Below are 13,726 nucleotides of genomic sequence, written 5' to 3'. Positions count from 1 at the left end.
GATGAAGCATCGGATCCTTTATTCATCTGGCTAAAAATATCTCGGGGGAGTCGCCGCTTCAGGGGCGGCGGGGGCAGCGCCCCCAATCTATTGCTAGCTCTCCACCAAAGCGTTGAGAGGCAGCATCGTGGTCGACTTGATCTCTTCCATCGACAAGAGAGCGGTTACGTTATGAACACGCACCTCTGAGATCAGCTGCTGGTAGAACTGATCATAGGCGCGGGCATTCTTGACCCTCACTTTCAGGATATAGTCGATGTCCCCTGCTAGCCGATGTGCCTCTTGGACTTCAGGTTGATCACGCAGGGCCTTCAGGAACTTGCGCTGCCATTCGGCCTCATGCTCTGAGGTCCGGATCAAGACGAAGAACGTGGCCTCGAAACCAAGCGCTTCGGCATCAAGCAAAACGGTCTGTTGACCTATGATACCGGCCCCCTTCAACTTGCGGATTCGATTCCAAACAGGCGTCTTGGAACTGCCGACCTGCGCCGCTATTTCGTCCAGAGATTGGCTGGCATCGCGCTGCAGCTCAGCCAGAATTTTCCGATCTGTGTCGTCTATTCGCACCGACATTCTAATTTTCCTTACGTTTCGAAACCAGCGTTCCGAATTCTAAACTCACAAGAACGTATGTTCTTATTTGGCGCAACATATGGCGCGATACCGGGAATATTTCCTATATATCAGGACAAGTCAAACCAACTGGAACAGTAGATGACGCAGTCGGAGTCACAAAAAAACTTAGGGCACGTCGATTTTGTCGGCGCAGGACCCGGTGATCCGGATTTGCTCACGCTCAAGGCGCTCAAAGCCTTTGAGCGGGCGGATGTCGTGCTGCATGATCGCCTCATCAGCGCAGAGGTTCTGAAACTTGTTGGTCAGTCGGCCGTTCTGGTCGATGTGGGCAAGGCAGGTTTTGGTCCTTCATGGAAACAGGAAGACATCGACGCGCTGCTGGTCTCCTACGCCATCAACGGCCAACGTGTTGTGCGTTTAAAATCGGGCGACCCGACCGTCTTCGGACGTCTGGATGAAGAGATTGAGGCTGTCGCGGCCGCGGGTATCTCGTGGCAGATCGTGCCGGGTATCACCGCTGCCTCTGCCGCCGTGGCCGGGATCGGTCAAAGCCTGACGCGCCGTGGTCGCAACTCCTCGGTTCGGTTCCTGACCGGCCACGACATGAAAGGGTTCGCGGATCACGATTGGGCGGCCCTTGCGCTCGAGGGATCAGTTGCGGCGGTCTATATGGGTAAGAAATCAGCACGTTTCATTCAGGGCCGCCTGATCATGCACGGCGCCGACCGACAGACGCCTGTGACGCTGATCGAGAACGCCTCGCGCCCCGACCAACGCATTCTGGAAACCAATCTGGACCGTCTGCCAAAAGATCTGGCTGCTGCCGAGATGGACGGCCCTGCCCTCATGTTTTATGGCCTCGCCCCGCGCCAAGCGGCCCTGGCCCTGACCGAATTCAAAAAGGAGCATGCCTGATGGCCCGCGCTTTTACCCCCAAAGTCGTCACCGCCAACGATCTGCTCGAAGGTGACGTGATATATCAGACCGAAGATGACCGCTGGTCGCGTGAACTGTCCGAGGCCGAGCTGATCACCGATGAGGCCCATGCGCAGGTCCGTTTGCTGGACGCCGCGCGTCAGGCGAACAAGATCGTCGGCGTATATCTGGCCGATGCAGTCGCCGGTGAAAACGGCCCCGAACCCACCCATTTCCGAGAGGAGTTCCGCCGCACCGGACCCTCGAACTATGCCCATGGCAAGCAGGAAACACAGTCGCAGCCCCGGGCCTGACCTCCGGCCCCTTTCTCCCCATTAAGGCCCCAAGGTTTCGGGGCTGCATTTAAGGACAGCTACACATGTATCGCTACTCCGAGTTTGACACAGCATTCCTGGCCGAGCGCAACCGTCAGTTCCGCGCACAGGTCGAACGCCGCATCGACGGCTCGCTGACCGAGGATGAATTCAAGCCGCTGCGCCTGATGAACGGCCTGTATCTGCAGCTGCACGCCTATATGTTGCGGGTTGCCATTCCCTACGGCACGCTCTCCAGCGCACAGATGCGCCAACTGGCACTTCTGGCCGAGAAATGGGACAAGGGCTATGGCCATTTCACCACCCGTCAGAACATCCAGTACAACTGGCCGAAACTGAAAGACGTGCCGGATATGCTGGACGCGCTGGCCGAAGTTGGCATGCACGCCATTCAGACCTCGGGCAACACGATCCGTAACGTGACAGCCGACCACTTTGCCGGTGCTGCCGCGGATGAAATCGCTGACCCACGCCCATATGCCGAACTGCTGCGCCAGTGGTCGACTGACCACCCGGAATTCCAGTTCATGCCGCGTAAGTTCAAGATCGCCATCACGGGCTCGGAAAACGACCGCGCCGTGATCAAAGCGCACGATATCGGCCTTCAACTGGTTGAGCGTGACGGCGTTCTGGGCGCTCGCGTGATCGTAGGTGGCGGTCTGGGCCGTACACCCATGATCGGTAAGGAACTGTCTGAGTTCGTCGCCTTTGACGACCTGCTGGCCTATCTTGAGGCTACCGTTTCCGTGTGGAACCAGATCGGTCGCCGTGACAACAAATACAAAGCACGGATCAAGATCACCGTGCACGAGCATGGCATCGACGCCATCCGCGCCAAAGTCAACGAGCGCTTCTTGCAGGTACGCCCGCAGTTCAAAGGCGCCGACATGGCGCTGCTGGAAGAGATCAAGGGTCATTTTGCAGCGCCAGACTTCCGCGAAGCTTCGGTTGCGTCGTTTGAGTCCGCCTACACCAACGATCCGGTCTTCCGGTCGTGGGTCGACACCAACATCGCGCCGCACAAGAACGCGGACCACGCGATCGTCACGATCTCGATCAAGAAGCACGGGAAAACGCCGGGCGATGCAACCGCCGAGCAGATGCGTGTGATGGCCGATCTGGCCGAAGAGTTCGCCTATGACGAACTGCGCATCAGCCATGAGCAGAACGTGATCCTGCCGCATGTCCACAAATCGGACCTGCCCGCGATCCACGCCAAGTTGAAAGAGCACGAGCTGGCCACAGCCAATATCGGCCTGATCAGCGACATCATCGCCTGCCCCGGCATGGATTATTGTGCGCTGGCGACAGCCCGCTCGATCCCGGTTGCAGAACAGATCGCGACCCGTTTTGATGAGTTGAAGCTGGAGCATGATATCGGCCACCTGAAGATCAAGATCTCGGGCTGCATCAACGCCTGTGGTCACCACCATGTCGGCCATATCGGCATTCTGGGTCTGGATCGCGCTGGCGTCGAGAACTACCAGATTACGCTGGGTGGCGACGGTACCGAGACCGCGGCCATCGGCGACCGCACAGGTCCCGGCTTTGCTTATGATGAGATCGTTCCGGCCGTCGAGCGCATCGTCGACACTTATCTGAACCAGCGGGAGAGCGCTGAAGAAACCTTCCTGGAAACCTACCGCCGTATCGGTATGGCGCCCTTCAAGGCTGCACTCTACCCCGAGGCACAGGCCAATGCCGCTTGATCTGATCCAGACGGAACTGGGTAAAGATCGCGCTGAACTGACCGAAAAGGTCAACGCGCTGAACGCCCGGTTCCGCCATCACTCGGCGCATGATGTCATGCACGGGGCGATTGAGGAAATCGACGATCTGGCTCTGGTCTCAAGCTTTGGGGCCGAGTCGGTTGTTCTGTTGCACATGGCTGCCGTTGTCGACCAGATGACGCCGGTTCTGTTTGTCGACACCATGATGCTGTTTGCGGAAACGCTTGAATATCAGCAGGATGTCAGCGAACGCCTTGGCCTGAAGAACATTAAAATCATCCGCGCCGAGGATGAGGACATTCAGCGTGAAGACCCCTATGGCGCGCTGCGTCTGCGGGATACGGATGCGTGCTGCAACCTGCGCAAGACCTTCCCGCTGCAACAAGCCCTTGCCGGCTATTGCGGCTGGATCACCGGTCGCAAGCGGTTTCAGGCCGGCACCCGCGCCACGCTCGAGTTCTTTGAGGTCGAGGACGGCACTGGCCGGATCAAGGTCAACCCGCTGGCCCATTGGGCGCCCGAAGACGTGCGCGCCTATATGGATGAAAACAACCTGCCCCGCCATCCGCTGGTGGCCAAAGGCTATCCCTCCATCGGTTGTGCGCCCTGCACCTCGCCGGTCAAGGAAGGCGAAGACCCCCGCGCCGGACGTTGGCGCGACCAGAACAAAGAAGAATGCGGCATCCATTTCGTCGATGGCAAAATGGTGCGCGCCGGAGAGAAAACATGAACGTAATTGTATCGGATGAGGGGTTCTCCCCCGATGATTGGACAGACGGCTTTGTCACGCTTGAGGACGCGGCCAATGATGTTGTGGCGCTTGATGTGGCCTCGGACACCGACCCCGATGAGCTAGTCGAGCGTCTTGGCAACGCCCAGATGGTGCGGGTGGATTTCCCGTCCTCGGCGGATGGTCGCGGTTTCACTATTGCCCGCGTGCTACGCCTGAAAGGCTATACGGGCCGTTTGCGCGCCAAAGGGCACGTTCTGGCTGATCAATACGCCATGGCCCGCCGCAGCGGCTTTGACGAGGTCGAGATCGACGACGCCCTCGCCTCTCGCCAGCCCGAAGATCAGTGGTTGGCTCGCGCCAACTGGGAAGAAAACAACTATCAGGCTCGCCTGCGGGGCTGACCCCACATCGCCAGCTTGTGACGCTTAAGGGGCATTTCGCCCCTTTTCCTGACTTGGATCAAAGATTAAACGGAGATGTCGGTTTAGCAGACCGATAGCGAAACGATGACAGAGATGAAGCCCGTGAGTGAAGCAACCGCCATAAAGGCCCCCGTTCTGCCGGACGCCCAGACCGTGACCGAGGTCAAACACTGGACTGACAGCCTGTTCTCGTTCCGGGTGTCGCGCCCTGCGACGCTGCGCTTCCGCTCGGGTGAGTTCGTGATGATCGGCCTGATGGGCGATCCTGATCCCAAAACCGGTCGACAGAAACCGCTGCTGCGCGCCTATTCAATTGCGTCTCCGTCCTGGGACGAAGAGCTGGAGTTCTACTCGATCAAGGTACAGGACGGCCCGCTGACGTCGAAGCTGCAGCACATCCAGCCCGGCGATCAGATCATCCTGAGGCCCAAGCCCGTGGGCACGCTGGTGCATGACGCTCTGCTGCCCGGCAAACGCCTATGGTTCTTCGCCACAGGCACCGGCTTTGCCCCCTTCGCCTCGCTGCTGCGCGAGCCACAGACCTATGAGGACTATGACGAGGTGATCATCACCCATACCTGCCGCGAAGTGGCTGAGCTGGAATATGGTCGCCAACTGATCGAGAACATCCGTCAGGACGAAATGCTGGCCGAGCTGATGGGTGAAGGCTTTGCCGACAAGATTCGTTACTACCCAACAACGACTCGGGAAGAGAGCCCAAAGATGGGCCGCATCACCAACCTGCTGAAAGACGGCACCGTGTTTTCCGATCTGGGGATCGAAGGTGGTATCATGCCGGAAACCGACCGTGCGATGGTCTGCGGTTCGCTGGCCTTCAACCTGGACATCAAGGAAATCCTCGAGGAATTCGGCATGCGTGAAGGTGCAAACTCCGAGCCCAAAGAGTTCGTGATCGAAAAAGCATTTGTTGGCTGATCAACCTATTTGGCCGGGTCCATCGGGTCCCGGCCAGCTGTTTCCTGTGATCAATCGTGGGAAATTCCAGTCTTTAAGCCTTTATGCTGCTTGAAACACTGCGCGCACCCGTCTAAATTCCCACCTCGAAATTCTGCAATAATCAAAGGAATGAACCCATAGCTCGCAGACCCCACAACGCGCCGCCGCAGAGAGACACTGGCCCGCGCGTAAATGAAAAGATACGTGCCCCCGAAATCCGCCTGATTGGTGCCGAAGGTGAAAATGTCGGGGTGGTTCATCCCGCCAAAGCCATGCAACTTGCCGCCGATGCCGGCCTTGATCTGGTCGAGATCTCGCCCAATGCGAACCCGCCGGTCTGCAAGATCATGGATTTTGGCAAGTTCAAGTACGAACAGCAGAAACGCGAAAGCGAAGCCCGCAAGAAACAAAAGATCATCGAGGTGAAAGAGGTCAAATTCCGACCCAACACCGACACGCATGACTATGAAGTCAAAATGAAGAACGTCTATAAGTTCTTGGAAAAGGGCGACAAGGTCAAAGTCACCCTGCGTTTCCGTGGCCGTGAGATGGCGCACCAGAACCTGGGTCGCGAATTGTTGGAGCGTGTCGCCGAAGACATCAAGGAACTGGGCAAGGTTGAGAATATGCCCAAGATGGAAGGCCGTCAGATGATCATGATGATCGGCCCGCTGCCGCAGAAGTAACTCGGCCTATCACCGCAAATACCCAAGCCCCTTCGATCTCCGAAGGGGCTTTTTTCATCCCGCTTTCCGGTTGCGCATCCAATGGGCTGCATCCCGCACGTCGAATACCAACGAGATGACATCGACAATCATCAGCAGCCACAGGAACCGAAAATAGTTGGGGTTGAGCGTGTCTGCTGCGCTCAGCATCCCCGCAACCACAATGACCAGCGGAACCCAGCACAGGAGATGCGGAAGGGCCATCGTCCCGCTCATCCCGCGCGCGGCCATCATGATCGGCAGGTTCAATGCCATTCCCGTGATCGCAAGAGCGGCAATCAATTCCCCCTGCGGCTGGTCTAGAAAGAACAGCGGCATCAGGTTGACCGGAACCAAAATCACGGCCACCCAGATTTGCACCCAAAAGGGTAAACCTCGGAAACTATGCCAAATATCCTGCACCACGACCGCGCCCTCTTCTCAGTTCGCGTCAAACTTACCGAATTTGCGTTGGGCGAAAAGGGCTGTCACCGGATTGTCAGATCACGGCGGCGATCGCCCGGCCAAGCTTGGTGACAAGCTCGTCTATCTGCTCCTCTTCGATGATGAAGGGCGGAGCCAGCAGGATGTGATCTCCGGCCTTGCCGTCTCGCGTTCCCGACATCGGATAGCAGATCAACCCTTCGGCCAATGCAGCCTTTTTGATCTTTGCGGCCACACCCAGCGCCGGATCGAACGGAGTTTTGCTTTCGCGATCCGCGACCAGCTCAATCCCACGAAACAGGCCACGGCCTCGGATATCGCCCACATTGGCGTGCTGACCAAGAGCCGCTTCCAGCGCGGATTGAAGTTTGCCCCCCATCACACCGGCCCGCTCAGTCAGGTCTCGGCTGGTCAACTCACGAACCACGGCTAGGGCCGCAGCCGTCGCCACCGGGTGGCCAATATAGGTGTGACCATGCTGGAAAAAGCCCGAGCCCTGTTGGATCGCTTCGTACATCTTGTCCGTGCAGAGCATGGCTCCAATCGGTTGATACCCGGCCCCCAACCCTTTGGCGATGCACAGAATGTCCGGTGAGACGCCATCGTGATCGCAGGCAAACAGATGCCCGGTTCGGCCCATCCCACACATCACTTCATCAAGGATCAGCAGAACCCCGTATTGGTCACAAATCTCGCGAATACGCTTGAAATACCCCTCGACCGCCGGAACAGCACCGAGGGTCGCCCCGACTACTGGTTCCGCCATGAACGCCATGACGGTTTCCGGCCCAAGACGCACGATCTCCTGCTCCAACTCATTCGCAACGCGCTGACCGTAGTCAAAGCTGCTCTCACCCTCGGGCTTTTCCGCATATTCATAACACGCCGCGATATGGGTCATCTCGATCAGCATCGGTGCGAACTGCGCCCGCCGCCATGCATTGCCGCCCGCAGACAGCGCACCCAGCGTATTGCCGTGATAGCTTTGACGCCGCGCGATCACATGGCGACGTTCAGGCTGACCGATCTCAAGGAAATACTGGCGCGCCAGCTTGATCGCCGCCTCAGTCGCCTCGGAGCCGCCGGACACGAAATACACCCGGTCCAGATCGCCTGGCGCATGCTGGATCAGCAGATCGGCCAACTCTTCCGCCGGTTCCGAGGTCATGAAACCGCTATGGGCAAAGGCGATCTGTTCAACCTGCTGCTGAACAGCTTCGATCACCGCGCGGTTGGAATGCCCCAAACAAGACACCGCTGCATCGCCACAATCCAGATAGCGCTTGCCGTCGGCATCAATCAGGTAGCACCCATCGCCGCCTGCCGCGATGGGTAGCTCGGCTTTGGTGTGGCGCGGAAACACATGGCTCATTCTTGTTCTCCTTTGATCAACGACACGAGAGCTGCAACCGAAGCTGCATTGTTCGGCCAGGTTTGACCCGAGGAATCCGTCAGGCTGTTCTCAAACCCGACGCGCACATCCCCGCCCTGCAGTGCGGCCTTCAGCAGACACGCGTGTTCCTTTGCCCCAAACGCACAGAGCATCCACGGACCACCCTCTTTCGGAAACTGATCCAAGTCTTCGGGTGCAGATTTCTGCCCCGTCGCATACCGCCCCAAAACAAACAGGCGATCCACCTGCCCGGCCCTGACAACACCTTCTGCCTGCAATCGCGCCAACAAAGCCGCGTCCTCAGCATCATAGAGGATATGCTGCACGCGCGTCCCCTGATCTTGGCAAAGACCGTAGACCCGATCTGCTATCTCCGCGACTTCGCGCACAGAGATAGAGGCCCATGTGGGGCGCACCTGCCGCAAACATTCGAATTGTGCCTCTGCGTCGTAGACCCCCGCGGCCTCGGTTGTGATCTGCACCTCCAGACCCGGCAACTGCTGACGCAACTCACCTAGGGCTTCACGATACAGCCCCGTATCCAAAGAGTGTCGCCCCTCGGCGTTCCGAACATGCAGATGCAGCCCGTCCGCTCCCGCCGCATGGCAGTCATGCGCGGTTTGAAGGGTTTCCCGCAAGCTCACCGGCAGCTGAGGATGATCCGCATGACCACGCCGCGCCCCATTGGGGGCAACTAGGACATATGGCTTTGGGGCGGTGGACGTCATTGAACACTCCGTTCTGTATGAGGTCGATCTACACTCATACAGTTCGTTTTCAATTGGCTATTCTAAAAACATATGTTTTCTTCTGTTTTATGACCGATGCGCTCAGCCCTCTGATCTCTGCTCTCCGGCAATCAATCGACCAAATGCCGCCGCAACTACAGGCGGCAGCCAAATATGTGATAGACCATCCGGGCGACTTTGGCCTCGACCCGATCCGCACGACCGCGACGAAGATCGGTGTTAGCTCAAACGTTCTTGTCCGCCTCGCCCAGCGGATGGGCTTTGATAGCTACAACGCCTTGCGCAAACCCTTTCGACATGCCCTGGTCACAGATGGTGAGACCCGCTTGGATCGGGATTGGTTGAACGAGGTGCGAACAGATGCTTCGTTCGACACCGCTCAGGCAGGGTTTGCGCGAAATGAAATGAACGTCGTGGCAAGATCCCTACGTTTGATGGATCCGGAGAAAACAAGCGCCGTGATCCAGCTTATCTTAAACGCTAACCGCTGCTTCATAACAGCAACGCGCGCAAGTTATGCGCTCGCTCATTACTTCCACTATGCAGGCCGCATGGCCCATCCGGGTTTACAACTGATCCCGCGTCACATGGGGTCCGCAACCGACGATCTGCTGGATGCGGGGCCGAATGATTGTCTGCTGGCCATAACCGTTCGACCCTATTCGTCCGAGGCGATCCGAACCATGCGCTTCGCCGCGGACCGAGGTTTGAAGATCATCCTTATCTCGGACAGCGACATGATCGCACCCGGTATTCGCCCGGACCTGAGCCTGCAGATCAGCACGCGGTCGATGCACCACTTCTCTAGCTTCTCCGGAGCGATGGCCGTTCTGGAATGCCTGCTCAGTCACCTATTCGCAGCCGGCGGAGAAAACGCCCTGCGCCGCGTGGAAGCCTATGAGAAAACACGCGAAGACACCGGGGCCTATTGGCAGCCTGCAAAGCTCCCAAAAGTTAGAAAAACATAGCAAAAGCCCCGGGGTTTTGCCCGGGGCTTTTGGGTTTGTTGTTTTTGTGGTTACACGCAGTCTTGGACGGCGCGTTTCGTCATCACCCCAACCAAATGCGCGCGGTAGGTTTTGCTGCCATGCAGGTCGGCGATCATGTTCATCGGGTTGACGCTCAGCCCCATCAATGCCTCGGCGCTGAAGGATTTGTTCAAGGCCTCTTCGGCCTCTGCCCACCGGAACACGCCGTCTTCGCTGGCGCCGGTCACGGCCACGCGGACACCATCCGCGAACCGCGCCACGTAGACACCGACCAATGCAAACCGGGACGCGGGCTGCAGGAACTTCTGATAGCTCGCCGCCTGCGGCACAGGGAACCGGACCGAGGTGATGATCTCACCCTCATCCAGCGCGGTGGCAAACATGCCCTGAAAGAAGTCGTCCGCCGCGATCTGCCGCGCGTTGGTCACGATGGTCGCGCCTGAGCCCAGCACACCCGCCGGATAACAGGCCGCCGGATCATTGTTGGCCACCGACCCGCCAATGGTGCCGCGGTTGCGCACCGCCGGGTCGCCGATCTGACCCGCCAAAGCCGCCAGCGCCGGATACGACCCCGCCGCCTCACGCGCCACCGTGGCATGGGGCGTCGCCCCGCCAATGACGACCGAGCCGTCATCCTCGACACAGACACCCTGCATCTCGGCAATCCCACCCATGCTGACCAGCACCGAAGGGGCCGCCAGGCGCTGCTTCAGCGTCGGGATCAGCGTCTGACCCCCGCCCAATGGCTGCGCATCCTCGGCCCCCAACGCAGCAACCGCGTCGGCAATGCTCGAAGGCTTCTCAAACTCGAAACTGTACATTCCGCTTTTCCTTTCCGAAGAGCGCAGATCCGCTCTTCATCTGGCTAAAAATACCTCGGGGGTCCGGGGGCTGGCCCCCGGTCCGCCCTCTCAACTCAGCTGTTCATCGCCGCCCAGACGCGCGACGGGCTTACTGGCATGTCGATGTGATCCACCGCCTTGCCGCCCGAATTCATCGCATCCAGAACGGCATTGACCACAGCCGGCGGAGAGCCAATCGCCCCGGCCTCACCACAGCCCTTCACACCCAGCGGGTTATGCGTACAGGGCGTCTGGCTGGAATGATCCACGCCGTAGAAGGGCACATCATCGGCGCGCGGCATGGCGTAATCCATGAAGGACGCGCTCAACAGCTGGCCATTCTCATCATAGGCGCAGTTCTCCAGCAGAGCCTGGCCGATACCCTGGCCAATGCCGCCATGCACCTGACCATCCACGATCATCGGATTGACAATGTTGCCAAAGTCATCCGCCGCGGTGAAGGCCTCGATACTGACCTGACCGGTCTCGGGGTCGACCTCAACCTCGCAGGCATAAGCGCCCGAGGGGAAGGTGAAGTTGGCCGGGTCATAGAACGCGGTCTCCTCCAGCCCCGGCTCAACCTCCAGCGGGAAGTTATGCGGCACATAAGCTGTCAGGGTCACGTCGCCCCAGGCCACCGACTTGTCGGTGCCCGCGACGCTGAACTGACCGTCCTTCAGCTCAATATCGGCCTCAGACGCCTCCAGCAGGTGGGCTGCGATCTTCTTGGCCTTGTCGATCACCTTCTCGGTGGCCTTCACCATGGCCGAGCCACAGACCGCCAGAGAGCGCGAGCCATAGGTGCCCATGCCGAACGGGATTTTTGAGGTGTCGCCATGCACGATCTCGACCATCGATTCATCAATGCCGATCATGTCGGCCACAACCTGCGGGAAGGCGGTCTCATGCCCCTGCCCGTGGCTGTGCGCGCCAACCATGACGCTGATCGAGCCGGTGGCATTCACCCGCACGGTCGCCGCGTCATAAAGACCCGCTCGGGCCCCCAGCATGCCAACGATGTTCGAGGGCGCAATGCCGCACGCTTCGATATAGCAGTTGATGCCCAGACCCCGCAGCTTGCCCTTGGCCTCGCTTGCCGCACGGCGCGCGGCAAAGCCTGCCAGATCAGCCGCAGCTTCCAGCTTGTCCATGGTCCCGTTGTAATCCCCAGTGTCATAGGTCAGAGCGACCGGCGTGTCATAGGGGAACTGGGTGATGAAGTTCTGACGGCGCAGGGCAATCGGATCGACTCCCAGCTCGCGCGCAGCTTTATCCACCACGCGTTCCAACTGGAACGTCGCCTCGGGCCGGCCCGCGCCGCGATAGGCATCCACCGGCACTGTGTTGGTGAACATCGCCTTCACATTCACCTGAATGACCGGCGTCTTGTAATTGCCCGCCATCAACGTGCCGTGCAGCCATGTGGGCACCGAGCTGGAGAAGGTCGACAGATACGCTCCAAGGTTCGCGTAGGTGTTGGTCCGCAACCCGATGAAGTTATTGTCTGCATCCAGCGCCAGTTCGATTTTGCTGACATGATCCCGGCCATGGGCGTCCGACATGAACGCCTCGGACCGGCTGGAGGTCCACTTGACCGGGCGGTTGCAGGCCTTGGCGGCGAAGGTACAGAACGCCTCTTCCGCATAGTGGAATATCTTGGTGCCAAAACCGCCGCCCACATCCGGGGCCACCACGCGGACCTTATGCTCGGGCAGGCCCAGCACAAAGGCGCACATCAGCAGGCGGATCACATGCGGGTTCTGCGACGTGGTATAGAGCGTGTACTCATCCGTGCCCCGCTTATACTCACCAACCGCCACGCGTGGTTCCATCGGGTTGGCGACCAGGCGGTTGTTGACCAGATCCAGCGTGGTCACATGGGCCGCATTGGCGAAGACCTCATTGACCTTTGCATCGTCAGTCTCGCCCAGCTGCCAGTCATAGCAGATGTTGTTCTTCAGATCGTCATGGACCAGCGTCGCGCCCTCTTGCGCTGCGGCCTTCATGTCGATCACGGCGGGCAGTTCCTCGATCTCGAGGTCAATCGCCTCGGCCGCGTCACGCGCCTGCTCCAGGCTGTCGGCCACGATGGCGGCGATGGGATCGCCCACATGGCGCACCTTGCCCTGGGCCAGAATGGGATGCGCAGGCTCCTGCATGGGCGCGCCGTGCTTGTCCGTCACCTCCCAGCCGCAGGGCATGCCGCCCACGCCTTCGAAATCCTTGCCGGTGAACACCTTGACCACGCCCGGCATGGCCTCGGCCGCCGAGGTATCAAGGCTGGTGATCCGGCCATGCGCGATATCCGAGCGCAGGAAATGAACATAGGCCTGTCCGGCCACGTTGATGTCGTCGGTGTAATTGCCTGCTCCGGTCAGAAAGCGCACGTCCTCGCGCCGCTTGGAACTGGCTCCGATGCCACTGTCTTTGGGCATTGCTTGTTCTCCTCCCTCGGGCCGCTTATTCGGCGGCGATGCTGCTGACGTCCTGGCCCGAAGCGGCCATGATCGCCTTGACGATGTTGTGATAGCCTGTGCAGCGGCACAGGTTGCCTTCCAGATACTTGCGAATCTCGGCCTCGGACGGGCGGGGATTGTCCTTCAGCAAGGCCGCCGCGCTCATCACCATGCCCGGTGTGCAGAAGCCGCATTGCAGCCCGTGGTGATCCTGAAACGCCTGCTGGATCGCATTGAGCGTCCCATCCTCGGCCGCCTGACCCTCGATCGTGCCGACCTCGGCACCGTCGGCCTCAACCGCCAGCATGTTGCACGACTTCACGGCCTCGCCGTTCACATGCACCACACAGGCCCCACATTGCGCCGTATCACAGCCAACATGCGTCCCCGTCAAAGACAAATGATCCCGCAAAAAACCAGACAATAACGTCCGACCCTCAACATCACCGCTCACAGACATGCCATTCACAGTCAGCGATAT

Annotated in this window: 15 protein-coding genes; 8 read left to right on the top strand and 7 right to left on the bottom strand. The window is 59.3% G+C overall.

Features of this window, described 5'->3' with window-relative positions; genetic code table 11:
* Positions 1–93: 93 nt before the first annotated feature.
* Positions 94–573: an Lrp/AsnC family transcriptional regulator gene (locus ACP15L_RS00075; protein WP_170373577.1), complete on the bottom strand. Its 480-nt coding sequence runs from the start codon at positions 571–573 to the stop codon at positions 94–96.
* Between the two features lie 141 nt (positions 574–714).
* Here ACP15L_RS00075 and cobA point away from each other — a divergent pair, with 141 nt between their 5' ends.
* The 7 genes from cobA to infC all read left to right on the top strand — a co-directional run bounded on the left by cobA (position 715) and on the right by infC (position 6,354).
* Entirely contained in the window at positions 715–1,491 is a 777-nt protein-coding gene (cobA, locus tag ACP15L_RS00070) for a uroporphyrinogen-III C-methyltransferase (RefSeq protein ID WP_425082691.1), read from the top strand.
* Positions 1,491–1,805: a DUF2849 domain-containing protein gene (locus tag ACP15L_RS00065; protein WP_425082690.1), complete on the top strand. Its 315-nt coding sequence runs from the start codon at positions 1,491–1,493 to the stop codon at positions 1,803–1,805. Before cobA ends, ACP15L_RS00065 begins: the two co-directional genes overlap by 1 nt.
* 65 nt (positions 1,806–1,870) lie before the next feature.
* Positions 1,871–3,535, top strand: a complete 1,665-nt coding sequence (locus tag ACP15L_RS00060) for a nitrite/sulfite reductase (protein WP_425082689.1) — start codon at positions 1,871–1,873, stop codon at positions 3,533–3,535.
* Positions 3,525–4,286, top strand: a complete 762-nt coding sequence (locus tag ACP15L_RS00055; protein WP_425082688.1) for a phosphoadenylyl-sulfate reductase — start codon at positions 3,525–3,527, stop codon at positions 4,284–4,286. The genes ACP15L_RS00060 and ACP15L_RS00055 overlap by 11 nt, the downstream gene beginning before the upstream one ends.
* Positions 4,283–4,690: a DUF934 domain-containing protein gene (locus ACP15L_RS00050; protein WP_170373572.1), complete on the top strand. Its 408-nt coding sequence runs from the start codon at positions 4,283–4,285 to the stop codon at positions 4,688–4,690. Before ACP15L_RS00055 ends, ACP15L_RS00050 begins: the two co-directional genes overlap by 4 nt.
* 105 nt (positions 4,691–4,795) lie before the next feature.
* Positions 4,796–5,647, top strand: a complete 852-nt coding sequence (locus tag ACP15L_RS00045) for a ferredoxin--NADP reductase (protein ID WP_425082687.1) — start codon at positions 4,796–4,798, stop codon at positions 5,645–5,647.
* 158 nt (positions 5,648–5,805) lie between these two features.
* Positions 5,806–6,354: a translation initiation factor IF-3 gene (infC, locus tag ACP15L_RS00040; RefSeq protein ID WP_170374292.1), complete on the top strand. Its 549-nt coding sequence runs from the start codon at positions 5,806–5,808 to the stop codon at positions 6,352–6,354.
* Between the two features lie 54 nt (positions 6,355–6,408).
* Here the strand turns inward: infC and ACP15L_RS00035 are convergent, their stop codons facing one another.
* The 3 genes from ACP15L_RS00035 to ACP15L_RS00025 all read right to left on the bottom strand — a co-directional run bounded on the left by ACP15L_RS00035 (position 6,409) and on the right by ACP15L_RS00025 (position 8,937).
* Complete coding sequence (locus ACP15L_RS00035) at positions 6,409–6,741, bottom strand: hypothetical protein (protein WP_425082686.1); 333 nt, start codon at positions 6,739–6,741, stop codon at positions 6,409–6,411.
* A gap of 130 nt (positions 6,742–6,871) precedes the next feature.
* The gene (locus tag ACP15L_RS00030) at positions 6,872–8,188 is read right to left on the bottom strand and encodes an aspartate aminotransferase family protein (RefSeq protein WP_425082685.1); all 1,317 of its coding nucleotides are present in this window, start codon (positions 8,186–8,188) and stop codon (positions 6,872–6,874) included.
* Positions 8,185–8,937 carry a 3-keto-5-aminohexanoate cleavage protein gene (locus tag ACP15L_RS00025; RefSeq protein ID WP_425082684.1) on the bottom strand — a complete coding sequence of 251 codons (753 nt, stop codon included), beginning with the start codon at positions 8,935–8,937 and terminating at the stop codon, positions 8,185–8,187. The genes ACP15L_RS00030 and ACP15L_RS00025 overlap by 4 nt, the downstream gene beginning before the upstream one ends.
* Before the next feature lie 89 nt (positions 8,938–9,026).
* Between ACP15L_RS00025 and ACP15L_RS00020 the strand changes: the two genes are divergently transcribed.
* On the top strand, positions 9,027–9,926 hold the full coding sequence (locus ACP15L_RS00020; protein ID WP_425082683.1) for a MurR/RpiR family transcriptional regulator: 900 nt from the start codon (positions 9,027–9,029) through the stop codon (positions 9,924–9,926).
* A 50-nt stretch (positions 9,927–9,976) separates the two neighbouring features.
* Here ACP15L_RS00020 and ACP15L_RS00015 read toward each other — a convergent pair whose 3' ends face one another.
* The 3 genes from ACP15L_RS00015 to ACP15L_RS00005 form a co-directional block, all read right to left on the bottom strand.
* Positions 9,977–10,768, bottom strand: coding sequence for an FAD binding domain-containing protein (locus tag ACP15L_RS00015; protein WP_425082682.1), 792 nt, complete (start codon positions 10,766–10,768; stop codon positions 9,977–9,979).
* 95 nt (positions 10,769–10,863) lie between these two features.
* The gene (locus ACP15L_RS00010; protein ID WP_425082681.1) at positions 10,864–13,224 is read right to left on the bottom strand and encodes a xanthine dehydrogenase family protein molybdopterin-binding subunit; all 2,361 of its coding nucleotides are present in this window, start codon (positions 13,222–13,224) and stop codon (positions 10,864–10,866) included.
* Between the two features lie 25 nt (positions 13,225–13,249).
* Positions 13,250–13,726: (2Fe-2S)-binding protein (locus tag ACP15L_RS00005; RefSeq protein ID WP_425082680.1), on the bottom strand; the 477-nt coding region annotated here is incomplete at its 5' end.

Origin of the sequence: Ruegeria profundi, from assembly GCF_049800715.1 — a bacterium.
In the GTDB taxonomy this organism is placed as follows: Bacteria; Pseudomonadota; Alphaproteobacteria; order Rhodobacterales; family Rhodobacteraceae; genus Ruegeria; species Ruegeria profundi_A.
This window is presented reverse-complemented; position numbering and strand designations above follow the sequence as displayed.

Excerpts from the sequence above, each read along its gene's own strand:
- ACP15L_RS00075 (WP_170373577.1), bottom strand. The coding sequence starts at position 573 with ATGTCGGTGCGAATAGACGACACAGATCGGAAAATTCTGGCTGAGCTG.
- cobA (WP_425082691.1), top strand. The coding sequence starts at position 715 with ATGACGCAGTCGGAGTCACAAAAAAACTTAGGGCACGTCGATTTTGTC.
- ACP15L_RS00065 (WP_425082690.1), top strand. The coding sequence starts at position 1,491 with ATGGCCCGCGCTTTTACCCCCAAAGTCGTCACCGCCAACGATCTGCTC.
- ACP15L_RS00060 (WP_425082689.1), top strand. The coding sequence starts at position 1,871 with ATGTATCGCTACTCCGAGTTTGACACAGCATTCCTGGCCGAGCGCAAC.
- ACP15L_RS00055 (WP_425082688.1), top strand. The coding sequence starts at position 3,525 with ATGCCGCTTGATCTGATCCAGACGGAACTGGGTAAAGATCGCGCTGAA.
- ACP15L_RS00050 (WP_170373572.1), top strand. The coding sequence starts at position 4,283 with ATGAACGTAATTGTATCGGATGAGGGGTTCTCCCCCGATGATTGGACA.
- ACP15L_RS00045 (WP_425082687.1), top strand. The coding sequence starts at position 4,796 with ATGACAGAGATGAAGCCCGTGAGTGAAGCAACCGCCATAAAGGCCCCC.
- ACP15L_RS00030 (WP_425082685.1), bottom strand. The coding sequence starts at position 8,188 with ATGAGCCATGTGTTTCCGCGCCACACCAAAGCCGAGCTACCCATCGCG.
- ACP15L_RS00025 (WP_425082684.1), bottom strand. The coding sequence starts at position 8,937 with ATGACGTCCACCGCCCCAAAGCCATATGTCCTAGTTGCCCCCAATGGG.
- ACP15L_RS00020 (WP_425082683.1), top strand. The coding sequence starts at position 9,027 with ATGACCGATGCGCTCAGCCCTCTGATCTCTGCTCTCCGGCAATCAATC.
- ACP15L_RS00015 (WP_425082682.1), bottom strand. The coding sequence starts at position 10,768 with ATGTACAGTTTCGAGTTTGAGAAGCCTTCGAGCATTGCCGACGCGGTT.
- ACP15L_RS00010 (WP_425082681.1), bottom strand. The coding sequence starts at position 13,224 with ATGCCCAAAGACAGTGGCATCGGAGCCAGTTCCAAGCGGCGCGAGGAC.